The sequence below is a fragment of the Mycobacterium sp. SMC-2 genome, from assembly GCF_025263485.1.
Classification (GTDB): Bacteria; Actinomycetota; Actinomycetes; order Mycobacteriales; family Mycobacteriaceae; genus Mycobacterium.
Genome location: NZ_CP079863.1, coordinates 112,254 through 134,469 on the forward strand (window position 1 = coordinate 112,254; position 22,216 = coordinate 134,469).

Below are 22,216 nucleotides of genomic sequence, written 5' to 3' on the forward strand. Positions count from 1 at the left end.
ATGGTGTTGCCGCGCAATCGCTGTGATACTCGATGCATCGGTGCGGGGGACGGCCGGGAAGGGAGGGAACTGTGAAGCTCCGTCGCGGACTGGCCGCCGGCGCCGGCATCTTCTCGGCGGTCGCCATCGGAATCGCGCTGGACTCCGGTCACCCGGCGCACGCGATCGGGCCGCCGCCGGATGGCAACTACAACTACAACGAGGCGGGGGTCTCCGGGGTGACCTGGACGATCTCGGCGCTGTGCGATCAGCCGTCCGGAACCCGGAACATGAACGACTATTCCGACCCGATCGTCTTCGCCATGAACTGCGCCCTGAACATCGTCAGTTCGACGGCCGAACACATCACCCCCGCGGACAAGGCGCAAAACTTCAGCGGCAGGGCACGGATGTCCAGCATGTTGTGGACCTTCAAAGTCGAGAAGCCGGACGGCGTCTCGTGTCCGAGCGGCGGCACCGCGCCGTCCACTGAAACCTACGCCTTCAGCGACGAGAATATGAACGGCACCCACACCATCCTGCACGGCGCGGTCTGTGGGATGCAGCCGGAGATGAAGAAGCAACCGTTCTCACTCCAGCTGGCCGGGCCGCCGCCCAGCCCGGTCGAACGTTATCCGTTGTACTGCAACGGCATTGCGATGTGCTACTAGATCGGTGTGATGTAGGCGATCAGCCATTGCTTGCCGATCTTTTTGAAATCCACCCGCAACCGGCTGCCGTCGTAGAGCGGCTGCCGTGATTTGTCGGTCACGGTGCGGTTCATGTAGACCATCAACGACGCCGAATCACGCGTGGCGGACATGACTCCCACGCCCACGACGCTGGCCTGGACGACCACCTCGCGCTTCTTGGCCTCCGGAATGATCTGTGCGTTGGCGCTTTTGCGAAATTCCTGGCGATAGTCGGGGGTCAACAGCGGATACACCTCGGCGAGGCTGCGTTCCACCGTCTGGTAGTCGTAGGCGAAGACTTCGGGAATCTCCTTGGTAGCCAAGCCCGGTAGCACCGCCCGCGCCGCCTCCTCGCCGCGCGTCTCTACCCGGCCCCAGTAGAACCAGCCGGCCGCCGCCGACAACCCGACGAACACCACAACCAGCAGGTAGCCCGCGATGACGAGCAGCCGGCGCCGCCACCGCATCAATTGCCCCCGTTGGGATACTTCAGGTCGTAGCCCGTCATCCGCCCCTGCTCGTCCTCGTGCACGATGACCCGCAGGCGATAGGGCATGGAGGGCTTGTTCACGCCGTCGATGTCGGCGACCGTGACGCGCACCGAGACCAGCACGGACGCGTTGTCGGTGACGGCGTCGATGCCCTCCAGGGCGGCGCCGTTGATCACGGCTTCCGACGTCGCGTTGGTGGAGCGGAATATGCCCTTGAGGTTCTCGATGTTGTTGTTGGCGCCCAGCATTCCGCGCAGCGGTCCGCTGGTGCCGTTGTAGAAGCGGTTCACGCTCTCGTCGATGTTGTCCTGCTTGTAGCTGAACATGTTGACCACCGTCTGGGTGGCGGTGTCGACGAAACGTTGGCTGCGCGCCTGTTGGGCGTCGGCGTGCCGCTGCTGGACGACGAGCACGGCGAGGCAACCCGCCAGCGCGCCGATGGCCAGCACCGCCGCCGCGAACGAGATCCATGCCACCAGGGCGCGGTGCGGCCGCCGCCGCGGTGGCGGCTTGACCGACTTGAGGGCCTTGACCGGCTTGGCCGGCTGCGGTGGCGCGGCATCGACGCGCACCGTGGCGGCCTGATCCGGCTCGTCTTTCGCGGGGCCGGCCGGACGGGAGGCCCGACGACGCGCGCGCGGACTGGTCGTTGGCTCGTCTGCCACTACATCGGCCTCGGATCAAGCATCAAGTCCACCCAATTCTCGGCGCCGGACGCGCCGCTAGCACCGGCCGCGAAAATACCAGTGCCGCCTGCCGGGTCCTTGAATGCGCCCGTCTTTTCGTCATAGGTGGCATACGCCGGTCCGCTCGCCTGCGGTTGCGGCCCGGGCGGGGGGCCCCACGGCTTCTCCGGTCCCGGGCCCGCCGGCGGAGGACTGATCCCCTCCGGCGCCGGCGGCGGAGGCAGCCACTTCGGGTAGGGCAGCTGCGGCGGCACCGGCGGAACCCCGGGCGGCTGCCACGACGTGAACGGCGGTGGTGGCCCGTTGTTGTTGGGTGGCGGCGGATCGTATGCCGGCTGGTTGGGCAGCGGGCCCGGTCCGGGCACCACACCCGGTGGAGGCGGCCCGACGATGGGCGTGCCGGGATCGGGCTCGGCGTCGGGCGGGATGTATGGGAATTTGTTGGGGGGCAACACGTTCAGCCCGTTGGTTACCGGCGTGTCGTAGGGCACCGGCGGACCGCGCCACGGGTTGCGGCCGACGGGAACGTAGCCCTTCGGGTCGCGGCAGAGCTGAACGGTCGGCGCCCGTTTGCCCGGGAACTCCTGGCACGGATAATTGCGGGCGCCGCGCACGGTGCTGGGGTCGTTCTGCGCGACCTTGCAGTACATGTCCTTCGGGAGCTCGCGCAGCGTCTCGTCGGCCGGCGTGCGCATCAACGGCGGCGGCAGGAATCCGACGGCGCACGGCGGCGGGTCGTTGAGGTCCAGCTTGAAGTCGAGCTTGGCTCCCTCGTCCTGGGGTGAGCCGCCGGCGGCCGTGGTGATCGCGGCGAACAGCGCGGGCAGCACCACCAACAGCTGCTCGATCGATTTGTGATAGATGACGCCCACCCGGCCCAGGTTGGCCAGGCTGGCCGCCAACGCCGGGAACGAGGGACGTATGCCGGAGAACGCGGTGCTGGCCTCGTCGGTCGCGCCCGGGGCGGTTGCCAGCGTCGAACGCAGCTCCGGGTCGGCCTGACGCACCTCGGAGGTGAGGCGCGCCAGCCCGTCGGACAGCGACTTGATGTCGGCGCCTGCGCGAATCTGTGCTTGCAGGAACGGGCCGGCCTGGTCGATCAACTGGGAGACCTGCGGGTAGTTGGCATTGGCCTCGTCCACCAACAGCCGGGCGGACTCGAACAGCCGGGCCAGCTCGGGGCCCGACCCGTTGGTCGCGATGAACGTCTCGTGTAGCAGCTCGCGCAGCCGGGTGTCGCCCAGGCTGTTGGTCAGCGCCTCCGCCCGCTTCAGCAGGTCGGCGACGTCCTGGCCGATCCGGGTGTTCTGCCGCTCGATCCGAAAGCCGTTGCGCAGCTTGGTTGCTGCCGGTGTGCCCGATGGCACCAGGTCGATGTACTGCTCACCGACCGCCGACACGCTCTTGACGGTGGCCGTGACATTCGACGGGATGGGCGTCCCGCTGTTCAGCCGCATCTCGGCGGTGACACCGTTGGGGTTGAGCCCCACGGACTCCACCCGGCCGACCGCGACGCCGCGATAGGTGACGTTGGCGTTCTTGTACAGGCCGCCGCCGGCGACGAAATCGGCGGTCCCGGCGTACGTTCCGAGTCCGAACGTTGACGGCAGTCGCAGGTAGAACACCGCCATCACGGTCAGAGTGATGGCCGTGATCACCGCGAATATCCACAGCTGGATCCTGGTGAGTTTGTCGTGCATCTGCGTCCGCCCCCTATTGTCCTGAAGCCGTGCCGGGCGGAATCTTGAACGGGTCGGCCGCCTGTCCGGACAGGTTGGCCAATTCGCCGACCAAGAAATCGGGCGGGTTGAGAATCTCGTTCATATGGGCCATGTTCGGGTCGAAATACGCCGTGGTGAAGAACGTTTCACCCAGCCGGCGCAGCGTGAGGTCGAAGGTGCTGAACACGTTGAGGTAGTCGCCGCGCACCGCATTCTTGATGCCGAAGTTGGGGAAGGGGAAGGTCAGCAGCAGCTGCAACGACGTCACGAAGTTCTTCCGGTTGTCGTTGAGCGCCTTGGCGGCCGCGTAGAGGTCCTTGAGGTCGGCGGCGAAGTCCACCTTCGTTTTGGCCAGCACGTTTGATGTGACCATCGCCAGCTTCTTGAGAGCGGCGAACGCCTCGACGATGTGGTCGCGGTTCTTGTTCAGTACCCGAATCGCGTCGGGCAGCGTGTCCAGCGCCCGGCCCAGGTTGTCCTTGTCGCGCGCCAGGCTCGCCGAGAATCGGTTCAAGCCGTCGACCGCATCGATGATGTCATTGACCTGCCGGTTGAGCCCGGCCGTCAGTTCCGCCAGTCGGGGAACGAGGTCGGCGAACTGGCTCTGCCGGCCCGCGACGGCCTGGTACGTCTCGTCGGTGATCTCTTGCAGGGCACCGACATTGCCCTTGTTCACCACGACACCGAGGGCCGACAACACCTCTTCGGTGGTGGGATAGCGGCCGGTTTTGGACTCGGAGATTTTCGACCCGTCGGTCAGTCGGCCGACGGCCGGCTCGTCCTTCGGGCGGGCCAGGTCGATATGCATCGAACCAAGGAGCGACGTCTGGGCGACCGTCACCGTCGAGTTGGCCGGCAGCACGACGTTCTTGTCCAACGCCAGCTTCACGGCCGCATAGAAAGAACCGTCGGATCGCTGCATGGCCTCAATCCCGGCGACACTGCCGACGGTGACATCGTCGACCATGACCGGCGAGTTCTGCGGCAGCGTCGCCACGTCGGGCAGATCGACGGTGATCGAGTAGGCGCCGCCACCGTGACCGGCGGTGCCCGGCATCGACAGCGAGTTCAACCCGCCGAATTGGCAGCCGGCCAGCAGCGCGCTGCCCGTCGCCAAAGCGCTGCCACGCAACCACATTCGCTTCATCAGCCGCCCCCTCCGTCGGTAGGCGGCGGCGGTGCAGCCGCCTGGCCTGGCGGTGGTCCGGGCAGCGGCCCGAAGGCGCTGCCCCCGGCAGGCCCGGCATTTCCCAAGGCCGGACCCGGGGCCTGGCCGGTCTGCGGGGCCGTCGGGACAAGCAACGCCTGCAGGTCCGCAGGGTTCTGTGCGGCCGGCGGCGTCTTGGCGCCGTTGGCCGGGATCCAGGTCAGCTCAGGAACCGGAGTCGCCGCCTTCGCTTGAGTTTCCGGTGTGTCGTAAATGATCTGGCCCTTGTAGGCCGTAATCGTGTTGAGCGGGTGGAACATGATCGGCGGGTAATTCACGGTGAGCCGGCGCAGCACCGGCCCCAGCCGCTCACGGCAGAGTTCGGCGCGCCGGAAGTAGTCGGGCGCACGTGGGCCTGCCGCCGTTTCGAAGGATCCACCGCAGATGAACTGCACCGGGTTGGCGAATTCCGGAATCGACAACAGGCCGTTGAGCGTGCCCTGCGCCGGGTCGTAGATGTTGTAGAAGTTCGCGATGCCGGGGCCCGCCACGTGCAACACCTGCTCGATGTTCTCGCTCTGGTCGCTCAGCGTCTTCGCGAAGTCGTTGAGGTTGTTGACCGTATCGATGATCGTGGAGTTGTTCTCGTGCAGGAAACCGCGGATGTCGGACAGCGCCTTGTTCAGGGTGCCCAGGGTGGTGTCGAGGTGACGCGAGCTGTCGGCGAGCACCTGGGACACTGAGGCGACGTTCCCGGCGAACTGCACGATTTGTTCGTTGCTGGCCGACAGCGCGTTTACCAGAACCTGAAGGTTCTTGACCGTGCCGAAGATGTCGCTGCGCGAATCCCCCAGCCGCCCAGCGGCTTGCGAGAGTTCGCGCAACGCGTTGTGGAAGGACTCGCCATTGCCGTTGAGCGTGTCCGCGGCCTGGTTGATCGTCCGGCCCAAGGGGCCCTGCATCGAGCCCGCGGTGGGACCCAGCTGTGCGGCCAATTTGGTCAGCGACTCTTTGACCTCGTCCCACTCCACCGGGACCCCGGTGCGGTCCAGGCCGATGCTCGCGCCGTCGGGCAGGACCGCCCCGCCGGTATAGGCCGGTGTCAACTGAATGAACCGGGCCGCCACCAGGTTCGGCGAGACGATGATGGCCTTGGCGTCCTTCGGGATCTTCACGTCCTTGGACACCGACATGGTGATCTTGACGTCGGAGGGCCGTGGCTCGATCGTGTCGATCTGACCCACCGGGACGCCGAGGACGCGGACCTGGTCCCCGGGGTAGAGCCCGACGGCGGACGTGAAATGCCCGACAATGGTTCGCGTATTGCCGGTCGAGGACAGCACATACACGCTGGCCACCAGCACCGCGATGAGCGCGATGGCGGTGGTGTAGCGCAGCCCCCGGCTGCCGGCGATCCGCTGCATCATGGCGACTTCGGCCTGATGATCCAGCGTTCCTGGATTAAGCCGCGCAGGTAATCGGCGAGGCTGGCCGGCATCTTGCCGGGCTGGTAGAAGAAGTCGAACATCGTCGCGATCAGCGGCGCGGGGATCACACCGTAGACGTTGACGTTGAAGCCCGGCCCGGACCCCACGACCTCGCCCAGCTCGGTGGCGTAGGTGGGTAGCCGCTTGAGGGCCTCCGTGATGTAGTCGCGGCGCTCGTTGAGATTGCTCAGCACGTCGTTGAGCTTGCTCAGTGCCGGGCCGAACTCCTTGCGGTTGTCGGCGACGAAGCCGGAGATCTGCGCCGAGAGGCCCTGGATCCCCGAGATCAGCCGCCCGAGGGCGGCGCGCCGCTCGTCGAGCGCGGCGAACAACTCGTTGCCGTCGTCGACCAGCTTGTTGACCTGGCCGGCGCGCTGGGACAGCACCGCGGTCACCGACTTCGCGTGCGCCAGAAGGCTTTGCAGGGCCTCGTCACGGCGGTTCAGGGTGCGCGACAGCGTCGTCACACCGTCGAGCGCACCGCGCAGCTCGGGGGTGGCGTCGTGCAGCGTGTCGGTCAATACGTTCAACGCCTGCTCGAACTGGGGCTTGTTCAGGTTGTCGGCGTTTTGACCCAGATCCTCCAGCGCGCCGGCGAGCGTGTACGGCGTGGTCGTTCGGCTGAGCGGGATCGTGGTCGCCTTGCGGCTGCCGGCGGGAGTCACCGCGATGGACCGCTCCCCGAGGATGGTGTCGGTGCGGATGGCGGCAAGCGACTGATCACCCACGGCGACATGGCGGTCCACGCTGAAGCTGATCTTGGCACTGTCTCCGGCCAGGCCGACCGATGTCACCTTGCCGACCTTGAATCCTGAAACGTATACGGCATTACCGGGATGGATGCCGCCGGCGTCGGAGAAATAGGCGTCGTAGATCTTTCCCTGCGGCCAGAACGGAAGGCCCGCGTAGCCGAATGCGATGAGCACGACGCAGACCACCAGCACCACCCCGAAAATGCCGGTGCGCAGTGGATCGCGCTCACGCTTTGCGTTACTTGGCAAAAGCGCACCTCCCCTTACTCGGATCAACCTGGCCACCGAGGGGCAGCAGGATGTCGCTACCGGCCGGGCCGTTGATCTTGATCTGCACGGAGCAGAAATAGATGTTGAAGAACGACCCGTAGGCGCCAAGCGCGGCCAGCCTCAGGTAGTCCTCGCCCAGCTGCTCGATGTCGTTGTTGACCTCAGCCTTGCGGTTGTCCAGCTCGGTCGCCAGCGGGCGGGTGTTCTCCAGGATGCCCTGCAGCGGTCGGCGTGAATTCTTCAGCAGCTCGGTCAGATCCGTCGTCGTTGAGGCCAACGGCGGAATGGCGCCCGCGATGTTGTCGGAGTTCTTGGCCAGCCCGCTGATCAGTTGCTGCAACTGGTCCACACTGGCCGAGAACTGCGCGCTGCGCGCATCGACGGTCTTGAGCACCGTGTTGAGGTTGTTGATCACGTCGCCGATGAGTTGGTCGCGCTGTCCCAGCGCCGACGAGAACGCGCTGGTGTCGGCCAACACGTTCGACAGCGCGCCGCCCTGGCCCTGCAGCAGCTCGATGACCGCGCTGCTGATCGTGTTGACCTTGTCCGCATCCAGGCCCTTGAGGACCGGCCGAAGGCCGCCCAGCAGCGCATCGAGATCCAGCGCCGGCTGGGTGTGCTGGGCGTCGATCGTTCCGCCCGGCGGCAGCTTTCTTAGCTCCCCCGGGCCCGAGGTGATCTCCAAATAGCGGTCACCGACCAGGTTTTCGTACCGGATCACCGCGCGTGTCGAGGAATAGAGCCTATAGCGCTTGTCGAGTCCGAATGCCACGTCGATGGTGTTGTCCGGGTTGAGTTTCACGCCGGACACCGCACCGACCGGCACGCCGGCGATGCGCACCTTTTGCCCCGCCTTCAACCGCGAAACGTTGGTAAACGTTGCGTGGTAGGTGCTTTCGGGGCCGAACCGGAAGTCGCCGAAGACCACCACCAGTCCCGCGGACACGATCAGCATGGCCACCGTGAAGATGCTGACCTTGATCATCATCGACCGGTGCGTCGGCATGGCCCCAGCCGCCATCAGAAGTCGTCCCGTTCGGCGAAGGCGCCGTGGAACAGGAACTGCAACGTCGAAGGCGCGTCAAACTGCAGTTCCGTGAACGGCTCGTACGGAATGTTGGCGTTGTCGGTGACCAGGAACGGGGCGCGGTAGAACGACCCACCGGTCTGTTTGGTCGGAATGTCGGGCAGGCCACGGCAGTTCGGGCCTCCAGAGGCGTTGACGATCGGCAGGGACTCCGGGTACGTGTACGACGGCGCACCGAGCACGAAGCTCGAGGATGTGAACAGGCCCGCCTTGCGGACCCCGAGCAGCGGGGCGAATTCTTTGATGCCGCGCTCGATTCCGGCGAACAGGCAGCCGAATTCCGGTGAATAGTCGGCGGTCACCTTCAGCGGGGCCCGCAGCCGGTTGATGGCGTCGATGAAGTTCTGTTCGGCCGGCTCCAAGGTCTCGTAGGCGTTGTTGGCCAGGCCGATTGTGGCCAGCAGCGTGTCGTTGAGGTTGTTCTGCTGGTCGACGACAGTCTTGTTGATCGTCGGCAGGTTGTCGAACACGGTGTTCAGATCCGGGGCGGCGTCGGCGTAGGTGTTGGCGACCACCGCCGCCTTGCGGAAGTCCTCCCGCAGGGCAGGCAGCTTCGGATTCGCTTGCCGCGTCAGTGTGTTCAGGCCCGACAAGGTGCCGCCCAGGTCGTCGCCGTGACCGCGCAGTCCTTCGGACAGCGCGCTCAGCGTCCCGTTGAGTTCGACCGGGTCGACCTTGTGCAGCAGGTCCATCAGCGACTGGAACAGGGTGTTGACTTCCAGCTGCACCGCCGAGGCCGCGACGTGCGCGTTCGGGCGCAGCGCGGTCGGCGAAGGGTTCTGTGGCGGAAGGAATTCCACCGCCTTGGCGCCGAAAATGGTGTTCCCCGCGATGTGCACCGTCGCGTTGGAGGGGATGAAGTGCATATCGCTGCTGTTGATGCCCAACGTCAGCCGCGCCTGGTCACCGGAATAGTCGATGGTCTCGACCTTGCCGATCTGGATGCCGCGGTACTTGACCTTGGCGCCCGTCTCCATCACCAGCCCGGCCCGGGGCGCTGAGACCGTGACCTTGTCGATCGAGGCGAAAGCCGCTGTGTAGGAAAGGTAAGTGACGACCGCGAACGCCACCAACAGGCTGGCCAGCACCGCGGCTGCCAGCCTGACATGCGTTCGTCGCGATCCTGTGTCTGCCATGTTCCTTTGAGCGGTCCCGTTAGCCGGAGAGGTTGAAGTTGCCGGACGCGCCGTAAACGGCGAGTGAGATGCACAACGTGATCACGACGACGACGATCAGCGAGGTCCGCACGGCCTGGCCGACCGCGATGCCGACGCCGACCGGGCCGCCGCTGGCGTTGTAGCCGTAGTAGGTATGGACGAGCATCACCGCGATGGACATCACGATCGCCTGCAGGAACGACCACAACAGGTCCGAGGGGATGAGGAAAGTATTGAAGTAGTGGTCGTAGAGGCCTTTGGACTGCCCGTTGATGTACACGGTGGTGAAGCGGGCGGCGAAGAACGCTGCCAGCACCGAAAGCGAATACAGCGGAATGATCGCGATGAGCCCGGCGATTAGGCGGGTGGACACCAAATAGGAAACCGATTCCACCGCCATGCATTCGACCGCGTCGATCTCTTCGGACACCCGCATGGCGCCCAATTGCGCGGTGGCACCGGCGCCGATGGTGGCCGCCAGCGCGATGCCGGCAATCACCGGCGCAACGACGCGGACATTGAGAAAAGCGGACAAGAAGCCGGTCAGCGCCTCGATACCGATGTTGCCCAGCGAGGAGTAGCCCTGCACGGCGATGACCCCGCCGGAGGCCAAGGTGAGGAAGGCGGCGACACCCACGGTGCCGCCGATCATCACGAGTGCCCCAGCGCCCATGGTCATTTCGGCGATCAGCCGGACCGTCTCCTGGCGGTACTTGGTGATCGCGTGGGGGACGTGACGGATCGTTTGGCCGTAGAACAAGGCCTGCTCACCGAAGTCATCGACCGGCTCCTGCAACCGGGAGGCGAGGCTGCGCAGCCGGTAGGTGACGTCGTAGCTCATCGAGTACTCACTTCGCCGAGATTCGCACACCGATGGCGGTCATCACCACGTTGATGACGAACAGACAGATGAACGCGTACACGACCGTTTCATTGACGGCATTGCCCACGCCCTTGGGCCCGCCCTTGACGGTCAGGCCGCGGTAGCAGCCGACCAGCCCGGCCATCACGCCGAAGAGCAGCGCCTTGATCTCGGCGAGCACCAGCTCGCGCAGCCCGGTCAGGACGGTCAGCCCGTTGATGAACGCACCGGGGTTTACGCCCTGCAAAAAGACGGAGAACACGTAGCCACCGGACAGGCCGATGGCGCACACCAGGCCGTTGAGCAGCAGGGCTACCACGGTCGACGCCAGCACCCGGGGCACGACGAGTCGCTGGATCGGGTCGATGCCGAGCACCCGCATCGCGTCGATCTCTTCCCGGATGGTCCGCGCGCCGAGGTCGGCGCAGATCGCGGTGGCACCGGCACCCGCCACGACGAGCACGGTCACCACAGGACCCAACTGGGTGATCGTGCCGAATGCCGTTCCGGCGCCGGACAAGTCGGCGGCCCCGATTTCACGCAGCAGGATGTTGAGGGTGAATGCCACCAGCACGGTGAACGGAATGGACACCAGCAGGGTCGGGACCAGCGACACGCGCGCGATCATCCACGTCTGCTCCAGGAACTCACCCAACTGAAACGGCCGGCGAAAAGTCTGGCGGCCGGTGTCGATCATCATCTCGAAGAATCCGCCGACGGCGCGAGCGGGAACCGCAAGTTGTTCCATCAACTTGGCCAGCCCCCTCGCTGCTCGCGGCGAAGTCTGTGCGTCGCCTTAGCGGTGTCTTCCGTCGCACGCGGCTCGGTGTGAGCCGGATCATATTAACTCAGAACAAGTTAATGGTGTCAATGAACGGCATTTCTTTGTCTAAAACGTTAATTTGCCAGGTCAGACATCATTCCAACATTCTAAATTGACACACGTTCTACACGCTCATTTCCCCCCGCGAAGTAATGTCACACAGCGACTACTCCATCAGCCCGACTGCGGAAAAGTTCCGCTCCGGATCACGTCCAGCAAAGTACTCCTGCAGCGTCGCGCTCAGTTGAGCGGGCTCCCACGCCGGCCCCTCGGCGCTGAATCTGTGCTCCGCGGTCGGCGCCGCAACCAAGGTCACCTGGGGCCCGTAAACAATGAAGACCTGCCCGTTGACGTCTGCGGCCGCGGGAGATGACAGAAACTTGACCAGGCTGACCACATGCTCGGGCGACAGCGGGTCGATCCCGCCCGGCTCCACTTCAGGTGCGGCACCGAAGACATCGGCCGTCATGGCGGTGCGGGCGCGCGGACAAATCGCGTTGGCGCACACGCCGTAGCGGCCCAGCGCCCGCGCGGCCGTCAGGGTGAGCGAAATGATGCCCGCCTTGGCGGCCCCGTAGTTAGCCTGCCCGACCGGGCCGACCAGCCCCGCCTCGGACGCGGTGTTGACCAGGCGGCCGAAGACGGTTCCCCCCGCTTCCTTGGCCTTCGAGCGCCAGTAGGTGGCCGCGTTGCGGGTCAGCAGGAAGTGGCCGCGCAGGTGCACCGCGATGACCAGATCCCATTCCTCGTCGGTCATGTTGAACAGCATCCGGTCGCGGGTGATCCCCGCGTTGTTGACCACGATGTCGAGCCCACCGAGGCCGTCCGCCTGCGCGACCAACTCGTCGGCGGTCGCCCGTTCGCTGATGTCGCCGGCCACCGCGACGGCCTTGGAGCCCGCGGTATTGATCTCGTCGATGACGTCGGAGGCATCCAGGGCGGCGGCGATGTCGTTGACGACGACGGTCGCGCCCAGCCGGGCCAGCCCGAGCGCCTCGGCACGACCCAGTCCAGCGGCGGCACCGGTCACCACCGCAACCATTCCGGAGAGATCGGTCGCGTTCGTGCTGCTAGTCAATTTATGAATACCTCTAGTTTCTCAGGACCCACTCGGGCTCGGGTCAGTCCGCGCGCGACAGCGCGGCTCGCGGGCATTCGGCGATCGCCTGCTCGGCCAGCTGCTCCCGATCGGCGGGGATCGGGTCGAGCTTCACGACGGCGTAATCCTCGTCGTCGAGGTCGAAGATATCCGGCGCGATTCCCACGCACACAGCGTTACCTTCGCACCTGTCACGGTCGACGATCACCCGCACAGCACCCTCCTTGCACCTGGGCCTCACCTGAGGACATGCCCCATCAGTATGTAGGACCACCATAGGGTCCGGATACCGCTGGGGAAACGGTCGCTGGAATCTCAGACTAGAACGTGTTACAACCGGGAAGACGAATGGGTGTTCCTCGGCCGAGTAACGTCGGCTAATCGAGGCGGGTCACGTTAACAAAGGACGGCTGGAATGCGCATCAGTTACACCCCTGAACAGGAGGAGCTGCGTCGCGAACTGCGGTCGTACTTCACCAGGCTTATGACGCCGGAGCGCCGCGAGGCACTCACCTCGACGCAGGGCGAGGTCGGAACCGGCAACGCGTATCGCGACACCGTTGCACAGATGGGTAAGGACGGCTGGCTCACCCTGAACTGGCCCAAGGAGTACGGCGGCCAGGACCGCTCCCCGATGGACTCGCTGATCTTCACCGATGAGGCTGCGATCGCCGGCGTGCCAGTGCCCTTCCTGACGATCAACAGCGTGGCGCCGACCATCATGGCGTTCGGCACCGAGGAGCAGAAGAAGTTCTTCCTGCCCAAGATCGCCGCCGGCGAACTGCACTTCTCCATCGGCTACTCGGAGCCCGGCGCCGGCACCGACCTGGCGAACCTGCGCACCACAGCCGTCCGCGACGGTGACGACTACGTCATCAACGGCCAGAAGATGTGGACCAGCCTGATCGCCTACGCCGACTGGGTCTGGCTGGCCGTGCGCACCAACCCCGAGGCAAAGAAGCACCGCGGCATCTCGATGCTGGTCGTGCCGACGACCGCCGAGGGATTCTCCTGGACGCCCGTGCACACCATGGCCGGCGTCGACACCAGCGCCACCTACTACTCCGACGTGCGGGTCCCCGTGGCCAACCTGATCGGCGAGGAGAACGGCGGTTGGAAGCTGGTGACCAACCAGCTCAACCACGAACGCGTCGCCCTGGTGTCAGCGCAACCGATCTTCGTGGCGCTGCGCGAGGTTCGTGAGTGGGCGCAGAACACCAAGGACGGCGGCGGCGCCCGGCTGATCGACTCGGAGTGGGTGCAGATCAACCTGGCCCGCGTGCACGCCAAGGCAGAGGTGCTCAAGCTGATCAACTGGGAGCTCGCCTCGTCGAACAGCGAGTCCCTGTCGCCGGCCGATGCGTCGGCGGCCAAGGTCTACGGCACCGAGCTGGCCACCGAGGCGTACCGGCTGCTGATGGAGGTACTGGGGACCGCGGCGACGCTGCGCCAGGATTCTCCGGGGGCGCTGCTGCGCGGCCGGGTCGAGCGGATGCACCGCGCGTGCCTGATCCTCACCTTCGGCGGCGGAACCAACGAAGTGCAGCGCGACATCATCGGCATGGTCGCCTTGGGCCTGCCCCGAAACCGCTGATCCCCTCTTCGGAAAGGACGAACATCGATGGACTTTTCGACAACCGAAGCGGCAACCGACCTCGGCGGCCTGGTCGACACGATCGTGAACTCGGTATGCACGCCGGAGCATCAACGTGAGCTCGACAAGCTCGACCAACGGTTCGACCGCGAGCTGTGGGGCAAGCTGATCGACGCCGGCATCCTGACCAGCGCCTCGGCTGCCTCGGTGGGCGGCGACGGATTCGGGGTACTCGAGCAGGTCGCCATCTTGGTGGCGTTGGGTCACCAGCTGGCGGCCGTGCCGTACCTGGAGTCGGTGATGCTGGGCGCCGGCGCATTGGCCCGCTTCGGCACCGAGGAGCTGCAACAGGATTGGGGCGCACCGGCGGTCAGCGGCGAGAAGGTCCTCACCGTCGCGCTTTTGGGCGAGATGGGTGAGGGACCGGTGCAGGCCGCCCGCGCCGGTGACGGCTACCGCCTCACCGGTACCCGCACGCAAGTCGGCTTCGGCCCGGCGGCCGACGCCTTCCTCGTTCCGGCCGACACCGATTCCGGCACAGCCGTTTTCGTTGTCGCCGCCGGCGATCCCGGGGTTTCGGTGACCCCGCTGGCGACCACCGGCCTGGGCAGTGTCGGGCGCCTGGCGCTCGACGGCACCCAAGTGGACGGCACCCGGATGGTCGGCGGCGCCGAGGTGGTCGCCTGGCTCGACACGCTTGCAGCCCTGGGCCGCAGCGCGTTCCAGCTGGGCGTGCTCGAACGCGGGCTGCAGCTCACCGCCGAATACGCGCGCGAGCGCGAACAATTCGACCGCCCGATCGGCAGCTTCCAGGCGGTGTCGCAGCGGTTGGCCGACGGCTACATCGACGTCAAGGGCTTGCGGCTCACGCTCACCCAGGCGGCCTGGCGCGTCTCCGAAGACCTGCCCGCAGACATCGACGTGGCCAGCGCGGCGTTCTGGGCCGCCGACGCCGGTCACCGGGTGGCGCACACCATCGTGCACGTGCACGGCGGGGTCGGCGTCGACACCGACCACCCGGTGCACCGCTACTTCCTGGCCGCCAAGGAGGCCGAGTTCGCGTTGGGCGGTGCCACCGGTCAACTGCGCCGCATCGGCCGCGAGCTGGCGGAAACGCCCGCCTGAAAAGATCCGGTCCACGGAACCAAGACGATGAGCTTCGTGATTCCTGCCGACCCGACCGTCACGAAGCTATTGGTGCCGCTGGCCGAAATCGACGACCGTGGAGTCTACTTCGAAGACTCCTACACCAGCTGGCGGGATCACCTGCGCCGCGGCGCCGCGATCGCGGCCGCGCTGCGCGATCGCCTGGACCCGGCGAAGCCGCCGCACGTCGGCGTGCTGCTGGAGAACACCCCGTTCTTCTCGGCGATACTGGCGGCGGCCGGCATGTCCGGGATCGTGCCGGTGGGGCTCAACCCGGTGCGCCGCGGCGACGCGCTGGCCCGCGACATCGCCCACGCCGACTGTCAAGTGGTGCTGGCAGACTCGGCCTCGGCTGAGGCACTGGGTGGCATCGACCATGTGAACGTCGACTCCGCCGAGTGGGCCGACGAAGTGACCGCGCATCGCGACGCCGAGCCGCGATTCCAATCTGCCACGGCCGCGGACCTTTTCATGCTGATCTTCACCTCGGGCACCAGTGGCGAGCCGAAGGCGGTGAAGTGCAGCCACGGCAAGGTTGCCATCGCGGGCGTGACGATGACCCAGCGATTCGACCTCGGCCGCGACGACGTCTGCTATGTGTCGATGCCGCTGTTTCATTCCAACGCGGTGCTGGTCGGGTGGGCCGTGGCGGCGGCGTGCCAGGGCTCACTGGCGTTGCGGCGCAAGTTCTCCGCCTCCAATTTCTTGGTCGACGTCCGCCGCTTCGGCGCCACCTATGCCAACTACGTCGGCAAGCCCCTGTCGTATGTGCTGGCCACACCCGAGCAGCCCGACGATGCCGACAATCCGCTGCGTGCGGTGTACGGCAACGAGGGTGTGCCCGGCGATATCGAGCGCTTCGCGCGCCGGTTCGGCTGCGTGGTCCAGGACGGCTTCGGCTCCACCGAGGGCGGGGTGGCGATCGCACGCACCCCCGATACCCCTGCGGGCGCGTTGGGGCCGTTACCGCCCGGGGTCGACATCGTCGACCCCGACACGGGTGAGCCCTGCCCCGCGGGCGTGGTCGGCGAGCTGGTGAACACTACCGGACCGGGCCGCTTCGAGGGTTACTACAACGACGAGGCCGCCGAAGCCGACCGGATGGCGGGCGGGGTCTACCACAGCGGCGACCTCGCCTACCGCGACGACGCCGGCTATGCGTACTTCGCGGGGCGACTGGGTGATTGGATGCGCGTCGACGGTGAGAACCTCGGCGCCGCCCCGATCGAGCGGGTGCTGCTGCGCTACCCAGACGTGAGAGAGGTGGCCGTATACGCGGTGCCGGATCCGGTGGTCGGTGACCAGGTGATGGCCGCATTGGTGATGGCTCCGGGAGCCGAGTTCGATGCCGAGAAGTTCCGCGCCTTCCTGGCCGAGCAGCCGGACCTGGGGCCCAAGCAGTGGCCGTCGTACGTTCGGGTCAGCGCCGAACTGCCGCGCACGGTGACCTTCAAGGTGCTCAAGCGCCAGTTGGCCGCACAGGGTGTCGACTGCGACGACCCGGTGCTGCGGATCCGGCCGCAAACCGGGAAGGGGAACGTCCCGGATTCAAAATCCGGGAGGAGCTAGCTAGCGACGCGCCGCCACCGTTGATGCACTGTGCGTTAGGACCGTCGACGATAATGCGACACTGCACAGACATGTCGGAGCGAAGGAGACGCGATGGTGGGTCCGATCAGCGCATGACTTCCCGGCCCCTCGAGACCGCGCTCGAAGCGAGCTTCGAGCAGCTGTCCGCCACGGTACCCGCGGACGTCGGCATTGCGATCGCCCGGCCGGACCGCACCTACTCGCTGGGCAGATGGTGGTCAGGCGTCGCGTGGTCGACGATCAAGGTGCCGCTGGCGATCGCGGCGCTGCGCAGTGATTGGTTGCGCGCCAAGGACCTCGCCGTCAAGGCCATCACGGAATCCGACAATCGCGCGTCGGAGCAATTGTGGTCGGGGTTGGGTGATCCCGAGGAAGCCGCACGGCGGGTACAGGGTGTGATCGCCGAGGGCGGTGACACCGCCACCGTCGTCGAATCACGTCGGCTTCGGCGCGGGTATACCGCGTTCGGCCAAACCCAGTGGACCCTGCAGCGACAAGCCCGATTCGCGGCCGAGCTGCCCTCGATCCCCGATTCGGCCGACGTCATCGACCTGATGCAGCGCCTTTCCAGCGGCCACCGCTGGGGGCTGGCCGCCAAAGGCCTTGCGGCGAAGGGCGGCTGGGGGCCCGGGCTGCACGGCGACTACCTGGTGCGGCAGTTCGGGATCGTGCCCACGCCATCGGGGCAGTGGGGCGTAGCGCTGGCCGCCAGGGTTCACGACGGGGTCCTGGAAACCGGCATCGACGTCCTCAACGCGATGTCGGAGTGGGTCCTCGGCCGGCTTCCCGGGCTAGCCCGTTATTGACGGCACCACCGCGTCGATCAGGTGCGGGCCGGGCTCCCCCATGGCTTGGCGCAGCGCGTCGGCGAGTTCCCCGGCGGTGGTGACGCGGCGGGCCGGTACCCCCATCCCTTCGCTGATCTTGACGAAATCCATTGTGGGCCGGGATAAATCGAGTAGGTCAAGCGCCTTGGGCCCGGGAGCCGATCCGGCGCCTACTCGCGCCAACTCGATCCGCAGGATGTCGTAGGCGCTGTTGTCGTAGAGCACGGTGGTCACGTTGAGGTTTTCCCGCGCCTGAGTCCACAACCCCGAGATCGTGTACATCGCCGAGCCGTCGGATTCCAGGCAGAGCACCGGCCGATCGGGGGCGGCCACCGCGGCACCCACGGCGGCCGGGATGCCGTACCCGATCGCCCCGCCGGTCAGGGTCAGCCAATCGTGGGCCGGGGCCCCTGCCGTGGCCTGGGCGAGCAGCACACCGGAGGTGTTCGACTCGTCGACGACGATCGCCCCTTCCGGCAGCAGCGCACCGATCACGTCGGCCGCCGACACGGACGTCAGGGCACCCGTCGGCAGCTGCGGCCGCGCCGCAACCGCCACGGGCGCAACGGTGCCGGGCGCCACCTCGTCGGCCACCGCGGTCAGCGCCTCGGCGGCCCCGCTGTGCCCGGCGAGCAAATGCACCTCGCAGCCCGCCGGGACGAGGTCACTGGGCATGCCCGGGTAGGCGAAGAAGGACACCGGCGACTTGGCCCCCGCCAGCACCAGGTGCTTGGCACCGTCCAGCTGCGCGGTGGCGGCCTCGGCGAAGTAGGCCAGCCGCTCCACGGCGGGAATGCCCGCCCCGCGCTCCAGCCGGGTCGGGAAGGTCTCGCACAACACCCGGGCCCCGGTCGCCTGCCCGATCCGCGCGGCGGCCGCGAGGCCCGGACCTCGGGTGGCGTCGCCGCCGACCATGAGCACGGTGGGTTCGCCCGAGCGCAGCACCTCGATCACCTCGAAGGCCAGCCGCGGTTCGGCGCCCGCCGGCTCCGTGGGCATCGTCACGACAGGTTGCGCCCCGTCCGACCACGACACATCGGCGGACAGGATCAGCGTCGAAATCTGCGAGCCCGCACGGCTGGTGGCGATCGCCTCGGCGGTGTCGGACGCGACGTCCGCGATGTGTTCGGTGCGACGCACCCACCCCGAGACCGTGCCGGCCAGCGCGTCGATGTCGGATTCCAGTGGGGCGTCGTACTTTTTGTGATACGTGGCGTGGTCGCCGACGACAACCACCATCGGCACCTGAGCGCGCCGGGCGTTGTGCAGGTTGGCCAGGCCGTTGCCCAGGCCGGGGCCCAGGTGCAGCAGCACCGCCGCCGGCCGGCCGGCGATGCGGGCGTAGCCGTCGGCCGCGCCGGTGGCGACACCCTCGAACAGGGCCAGCACGCCGCGCATTCGCGGGACGGTGTCCAATGCGGCCACGAAGTGCATCTCCGAGGTGCCCGGGTTGGCGAAGCACACCTCGACGCCACCGTCGACCAGGGTGTTGATCAGGGCCTGGGCACCGTTCACGGGTTGGCCTCCAAGTTGAAAACGCGCTCGGCGTTGCCGTGCAGGAAATCCCGGCGACCCTCGTCGGTCAGGCCGAGTTCCCCCAGCCCCGCCAAGGCGTGCGCGTGGGTCATCATCGGATAGTTGGTGCCGAACAACACCTTTCGTTGCCCGGTCCCGGTTTTCATGAACGCCACCAGCTCCGGCGGCAGCCGTCGCAGGGCGTAGGCGGACGTGTCGATGTAGACGTTCGGATGCTTGCGGGTGACGGCGATCATCTCCTCCGTCCACGGATAACCGACGTGGCCGCATACGATCACCAGTTCGGGAAAGTCGAGGGCGACCTGGTCGATGTAGGGAATCGGCCGGCCGGTCTCCGATGGCCGCAGCGGACCGGTATGGCCGACCTGGGTGCAAAACGGCACCCCCAGCTCCACGCATTCGGCGAACAGCGGATAGTACCGGCGATCGGTGGGCGGGGCGTTCCACAACCACGGCACCACCCGCAGGCCCAGGAATCCTTCTCGAACGCGGCGCCGCAGTTCGCGGACCGCTTCCATCGGGCGATCGAGGTCGACGGCGGCCAGTCCGCCAAACCGCTTCGGGTGCAGGCCAAGCCACTCGGCGACCTCGTCGTTGGAGATCAAATCCTGCCCGCCGGGGCCGCGCCACGCGCTGAGCAAGCCGAAGCGAACGCCGGCCGCGTCCATCGCCGCGACGCTCGCCTCGATCGGGACGTCGGCGTCGGGTATGGAGTCGCCGGTCCAGCGCCGCAGGGACGCCAGCATGTCGCTGCGCAGGAACCGCGCAGTGGGGTGCTGCATCCACACATCGACCGTCATCGACATCCAACAGTAGACGGACGTTACGCGGCCAGTGCCGCGCGGGCGGCCGCGTGCGTCTGCGCTGCGTACCCGCCGCCGAACAGCACGACGTGCGCCAGCAGCGGGAAGAGCTGATGCAGCCCGGTCCGGTTGCGCCAGCCCTGTTTCAGCGGCCGCACCCGCTGGTAGCCGTCGAGGACCGCCTCGTAGTGCGGGCAGCCGAACAACGCGAGCATCGCCAGGTCGGTTTCGCGATGACCGGCGTGCGCGGCCGGGTCGATCAGCACAACCCCGTCGGGCGTCCACATGACGTTGCCGCTCCACAGGTCGCCGTGCAACCGCGCGGGCCGATCGTCGTCGTCGAAGTCGCCCGCGCGACAACGCGCTACGACGGAGTCGATCGCGCCGCGGGTGGGAGCGTCGAGCCGCGCCGCCGCGAGCTCGGCCATCGGGATCAGCCGCTCCTCGGCGTAGAAGTCGCCCCAGCGGCGGTGCCGCCGCAGCGACATCGGCAGGGGCTGGGACAGCGGCCCGAAGAACCCGGGCCCGTCCCATCCGTCGGGCCCGGCCCCGAAGGCGGGGGCGCCGGCTTCGTGCGTCACGGCGAGCCGGCCGCCGAACGCGTGCGCGGCATCGCGGGTGGGTGTCACCGAATCAAGCCGGCGCAGGGTCAGGCTCGTGGCATCGACCGAAACGACCTGTGCGCACGGCACGCCGCCGTCGACGCCGGCCAGCCATCGCAATCCGGCGGCTTCCCAGGCGAAGTAGCCGCGGGGTGCGGCCGGGTGTTGCTTGACGAAGTCGCTCAAGCGGTGGCGTGAGCGGCGTGGACGTCGTCGGCCGGACGCGCCTCCGTCTGCTCCTTGGCCCAGCGGTAGTCGGGTTTGCCGGCAGGTGAGCGCTTCACCTCGTCGACCAGCCAAAGGCTCCGCGGCACTTTGTATCCGGCGATCTCGGAGCGCACGAAGCGGTCCAGTTCGGCCAGCGACGGCCGGGTGCCCGGTCGGGGCTGCACGACGGCGGCCACGTGTTGGCCATAGCGGGGATCGGGAACGCCGACCACCAGCGCGTCGAAGACGTCGGGGTGGCCCTTGAGCGCCGCCTCCACCTCTTCGGGGTAGATCTTCTCGCCGCCGCTGTTGATCGACACCGAGCCGCGGCCCAGCATGGTGACCGTGCCGTCCTCCTCGACCGTGGCCCAGTCCCCGGGGATGGCGTAGCGGACCCCGTTGATGGTCTTGAAGGTTTCGGCCGTCTTCTTCTCGTCCTTGTAGTAGCCGATCGGGATGTTGCCCTTCTTGGCGATGAAACCGCGCACGCCCGAGCCGGGCTCGACCTCGTTGCCTTCCTCGTCGAGGACGACGGTGCGGTGGTCGATCGTCACGCGTGGTCCGCCGCTGTGCGGCGCGTCTTTGGCGACGATGCTGGTGCCGCCGAATCCGGTCTCCGAGGAGCCGATCGAGTCGGTGATGACCCGGTTGGGCAGCAGCTCGAGGAGTCTTTCCTTGATGCTCGGCGAGAACAGCGCCGCGGTGCTGGCGAGCAGGAACAGCGACGAGAGGTCGTAGTCGTGGTCGGTGTCGAGCGCGTCGAGCAGCGGCCGCGCCATCGCGTCCCCGGTGAAGAACAGCAGGTTCACCTTGTGCTCGTGGATCGTGCGCCACACTTCGTGGGCGTTGAATTCCGGTGCCAGCACGGTGGTTTGGCCCGAGAAGATCGACATCCAGGTGGCCGACTGGGTGGCGCCGTGGATCATCGGCGGAATCGGGTAGCGGACCATCGGCGGGTTGGCGGCCGCGGCCTTGGCCAGGTCGTGCTCGTCCTTGACGAATTCGCCTGTGGCGAAGTCGGTTCCGCCGAAGAGCACCCGGTAGATGTCCTCGTGGCGCCACATCACGCCCTTAGGAAAGCCGGTCGTGCCACCCGTATATAGCAGGTAGATGTCGTCGGCGCTGCGATCGCCGAAGTCGCGCTCGGGTGAGCCCTGCGCGATCGCCGAGTAGAACTCGACGCCGCCGTAGCGCTGATAGTCGTTGTCGGAGCCGTCCTCGATGACCAGGATGGTCTTGACGTTGGGGGTGTCCGGCAGCACGTTGGCCACCCGGTCGGAGTACTGGCGCTCGTGGACCAGGGCGACCATGTCGGAGTTGTCGAACAGGTAGCGAAGCTCGCCCTCGACGTAGCGGTAGTTGACGTTCACCAGGATGGCCCCGGCCTTCACGATGCCGAGCATCGCGATGACGATCTCGATGCGGTTACGGCAGTACAGCCCCACCTTGTCGTCCTTTTTCACCCCCTGATCGATCAGGTAGTGGGCCAGGCGGTTGGCCTTCTCCTCCAGTTGGGCGTAGGTGATCTTCTCGTCGCCGCAGATCAGGGCGACACGGTCCGGCACAGCGTCGATGGCGTGCTCTGCGAGATCGGCAATATTCAGGGCCACGGCCACCAAATTAGAACGTGTTACATTTCTTGACAAGTTTGTGGTAGC

At 66.9% G+C, this 22,216-nt stretch carries 21 protein-coding genes; 5 read left to right on the forward strand and 16 right to left on the reverse strand.

Annotation, left to right across the window (positions count from 1 at the left end; translation table 11 throughout):
* Positions 1-71: 71 nt before the first annotated feature.
* Positions 72-650, forward strand: a complete 579-nt coding sequence (locus tag KXD96_RS00590) for a hypothetical protein (RefSeq protein WP_260742275.1) — start codon at positions 72-74, stop codon at positions 648-650.
* Here KXD96_RS00590 and KXD96_RS00595 read toward each other — a convergent pair.
* From KXD96_RS00595 to KXD96_RS00650, 12 genes are all read right to left on the reverse strand, one after another.
* Positions 647-1,138, reverse strand: a complete 492-nt coding sequence (locus KXD96_RS00595; protein ID WP_260742276.1) for a mammalian cell entry protein — start codon at positions 1,136-1,138, stop codon at positions 647-649. The genes KXD96_RS00590 and KXD96_RS00595 overlap by 4 nt on opposite strands.
* Complete coding sequence (locus KXD96_RS00600; RefSeq protein WP_260742277.1) at positions 1,138-1,827, reverse strand: mammalian cell entry protein; 690 nt, start codon at positions 1,825-1,827, stop codon at positions 1,138-1,140. The genes KXD96_RS00595 and KXD96_RS00600 overlap by 1 nt, the downstream gene beginning before the upstream one ends.
* Complete coding sequence (locus KXD96_RS00605; RefSeq protein ID WP_260742278.1) at positions 1,827-3,548, reverse strand: virulence factor Mce family protein; 1,722 nt, start codon at positions 3,546-3,548, stop codon at positions 1,827-1,829. Before KXD96_RS00605 ends, KXD96_RS00600 begins: the two co-directional genes overlap by 1 nt.
* 13 nt (positions 3,549-3,561) lie before the next feature.
* Positions 3,562-4,716 (reverse strand): virulence factor Mce family protein, encoded by a 1,155-nt coding sequence (locus tag KXD96_RS00610; RefSeq protein WP_260742279.1) that lies wholly within the window; start codon positions 4,714-4,716, stop codon positions 3,562-3,564.
* Positions 4,716-6,143, reverse strand: coding sequence for a virulence factor Mce family protein (locus KXD96_RS00615; RefSeq protein WP_260742280.1), 1,428 nt, complete (start codon positions 6,141-6,143; stop codon positions 4,716-4,718). The genes KXD96_RS00610 and KXD96_RS00615 overlap by 1 nt, the downstream gene beginning before the upstream one ends.
* A complete protein-coding gene (locus KXD96_RS00620) occupies positions 6,140-7,204 on the reverse strand; it encodes a virulence factor Mce family protein (RefSeq protein WP_260742282.1) in 1,065 nt (354 codons plus the stop codon). Before KXD96_RS00620 ends, KXD96_RS00615 begins: the two co-directional genes overlap by 4 nt.
* A complete protein-coding gene (locus tag KXD96_RS00625; RefSeq protein WP_260742283.1) occupies positions 7,194-8,246 on the reverse strand; it encodes a virulence factor Mce family protein in 1,053 nt (350 codons plus the stop codon). Before KXD96_RS00625 ends, KXD96_RS00620 begins: the two co-directional genes overlap by 11 nt.
* The gene (locus KXD96_RS00630) at positions 8,246-9,448 is read right to left on the reverse strand and encodes an MCE family protein (RefSeq protein ID WP_260742285.1); all 1,203 of its coding nucleotides are present in this window, start codon (positions 9,446-9,448) and stop codon (positions 8,246-8,248) included. The genes KXD96_RS00625 and KXD96_RS00630 overlap by 1 nt, the downstream gene beginning before the upstream one ends.
* Positions 9,449-9,467: 19 nt before the next feature.
* Positions 9,468-10,310 (reverse strand): ABC transporter permease, encoded by an 843-nt coding sequence (locus KXD96_RS00635; RefSeq protein WP_260742286.1) that lies wholly within the window; start codon positions 10,308-10,310, stop codon positions 9,468-9,470.
* A gap of 7 nt (positions 10,311-10,317) precedes the next feature.
* Positions 10,318-11,082 carry an ABC transporter permease gene (locus tag KXD96_RS00640; protein ID WP_260742288.1) on the reverse strand — a complete coding sequence of 255 codons (765 nt, stop codon included), beginning with the start codon at positions 11,080-11,082 and terminating at the stop codon, positions 10,318-10,320.
* Between the two features lie 238 nt (positions 11,083-11,320).
* Entirely contained in the window at positions 11,321-12,196 is an 876-nt protein-coding gene (locus KXD96_RS00645; protein WP_260745570.1) for a 3-oxoacyl-ACP reductase, read from the reverse strand.
* 79 nt (positions 12,197-12,275) lie between these two features.
* Entirely contained in the window at positions 12,276-12,467 is a 192-nt protein-coding gene (locus KXD96_RS00650; protein WP_260742289.1) for a ferredoxin, read from the reverse strand.
* A 201-nt stretch (positions 12,468-12,668) separates the two neighbouring features.
* On the opposite strand from KXD96_RS00650, the gene KXD96_RS00655 reads away from it, so the two are divergent.
* The 4 genes from KXD96_RS00655 to KXD96_RS00670 all read left to right on the forward strand — a co-directional run bounded on the left by KXD96_RS00655 (position 12,669) and on the right by KXD96_RS00670 (position 17,389).
* Positions 12,669-13,847, forward strand: coding sequence for an acyl-CoA dehydrogenase (locus tag KXD96_RS00655; protein ID WP_260742290.1), 1,179 nt, complete (start codon positions 12,669-12,671; stop codon positions 13,845-13,847).
* A gap of 27 nt (positions 13,848-13,874) precedes the next feature.
* The gene (locus tag KXD96_RS00660; RefSeq protein WP_260742292.1) at positions 13,875-14,972 is read left to right on the forward strand and encodes an acyl-CoA dehydrogenase family protein; all 1,098 of its coding nucleotides are present in this window, start codon (positions 13,875-13,877) and stop codon (positions 14,970-14,972) included.
* Positions 14,973-15,008: 36 nt separating this feature from the next.
* The gene (gene fadD17, locus KXD96_RS00665; protein ID WP_260745571.1) at positions 15,009-16,562 is read left to right on the forward strand and encodes a long-chain-fatty-acid--CoA ligase FadD17; all 1,554 of its coding nucleotides are present in this window, start codon (positions 15,009-15,011) and stop codon (positions 16,560-16,562) included.
* A 113-nt stretch (positions 16,563-16,675) separates the two neighbouring features.
* Entirely contained in the window at positions 16,676-17,389 is a 714-nt protein-coding gene (locus KXD96_RS00670) for a class A beta-lactamase-related serine hydrolase (RefSeq protein ID WP_260742293.1), read from the forward strand.
* Here KXD96_RS00670 and KXD96_RS00675 read toward each other — a convergent pair.
* Genes KXD96_RS00675 through KXD96_RS00690 form a run of 4 tightly spaced genes read right to left on the reverse strand, consistent with a single transcriptional unit; the run spans position 17,375 to position 22,174 of the window.
* The gene (locus KXD96_RS00675) at positions 17,375-18,925 is read right to left on the reverse strand and encodes an acetolactate synthase large subunit (RefSeq protein ID WP_260742294.1); all 1,551 of its coding nucleotides are present in this window, start codon (positions 18,923-18,925) and stop codon (positions 17,375-17,377) included. The two genes, KXD96_RS00670 and KXD96_RS00675, sit on opposite strands and share 15 nt — an antisense overlap.
* On the reverse strand, positions 18,922-19,746 hold the full coding sequence (locus KXD96_RS00680; protein ID WP_260742295.1) for an amidohydrolase family protein: 825 nt from the start codon (positions 19,744-19,746) through the stop codon (positions 18,922-18,924). Before KXD96_RS00680 ends, KXD96_RS00675 begins: the two co-directional genes overlap by 4 nt.
* Positions 19,747-19,769: 23 nt before the next feature.
* On the reverse strand, positions 19,770-20,537 hold the full coding sequence (locus tag KXD96_RS00685; RefSeq protein ID WP_260742296.1) for a fructosamine kinase family protein: 768 nt from the start codon (positions 20,535-20,537) through the stop codon (positions 19,770-19,772).
* Complete coding sequence (locus tag KXD96_RS00690) at positions 20,534-22,174, reverse strand: acyl-CoA synthetase (RefSeq protein WP_260742297.1); 1,641 nt, start codon at positions 22,172-22,174, stop codon at positions 20,534-20,536. The genes KXD96_RS00685 and KXD96_RS00690 overlap by 4 nt, the downstream gene beginning before the upstream one ends.
* Between the last annotated feature and the right edge of the window lie 42 nt (positions 22,175-22,216).

Bases quoted from the DNA above. Each gene is read 5' to 3' on its own strand.
- KXD96_RS00610 (WP_260742279.1), bottom strand. From the start codon at position 4,716: ATGAAGCGAATGTGGTTGCGTGGCAGCGCTTTGGCGACGGGCAGCGCG.
- KXD96_RS00680 (WP_260742295.1), bottom strand. From the start codon at position 19,746: ATGACGGTCGATGTGTGGATGCAGCACCCCACTGCGCGGTTCCTGCGC.
- KXD96_RS00645 (WP_260745570.1), bottom strand. From the start codon at position 12,196: ATGGTTGCGGTGGTGACCGGTGCCGCCGCTGGACTGGGTCGTGCCGAG.
- KXD96_RS00660 (WP_260742292.1), top strand. From the start codon at position 13,875: ATGGACTTTTCGACAACCGAAGCGGCAACCGACCTCGGCGGCCTGGTC.
- KXD96_RS00625 (WP_260742283.1), bottom strand. From the start codon at position 8,246: ATGGCGGCTGGGGCCATGCCGACGCACCGGTCGATGATGATCAAGGTC.
- KXD96_RS00630 (WP_260742285.1), bottom strand. From the start codon at position 9,448: ATGGCAGACACAGGATCGCGACGAACGCATGTCAGGCTGGCAGCCGCG.
- KXD96_RS00655 (WP_260742290.1), top strand. From the start codon at position 12,669: ATGCGCATCAGTTACACCCCTGAACAGGAGGAGCTGCGTCGCGAACTG.
- KXD96_RS00615 (WP_260742280.1), bottom strand. From the start codon at position 6,143: ATGATGCAGCGGATCGCCGGCAGCCGGGGGCTGCGCTACACCACCGCC.
- KXD96_RS00670 (WP_260742293.1), top strand. From the start codon at position 16,676: ATGACTTCCCGGCCCCTCGAGACCGCGCTCGAAGCGAGCTTCGAGCAG.
- KXD96_RS00635 (WP_260742286.1), bottom strand. From the start codon at position 10,310: ATGAGCTACGACGTCACCTACCGGCTGCGCAGCCTCGCCTCCCGGTTG.
- KXD96_RS00595 (WP_260742276.1), bottom strand. From the start codon at position 1,138: ATGCGGTGGCGGCGCCGGCTGCTCGTCATCGCGGGCTACCTGCTGGTT.
- KXD96_RS00605 (WP_260742278.1), bottom strand. From the start codon at position 3,548: ATGCACGACAAACTCACCAGGATCCAGCTGTGGATATTCGCGGTGATC.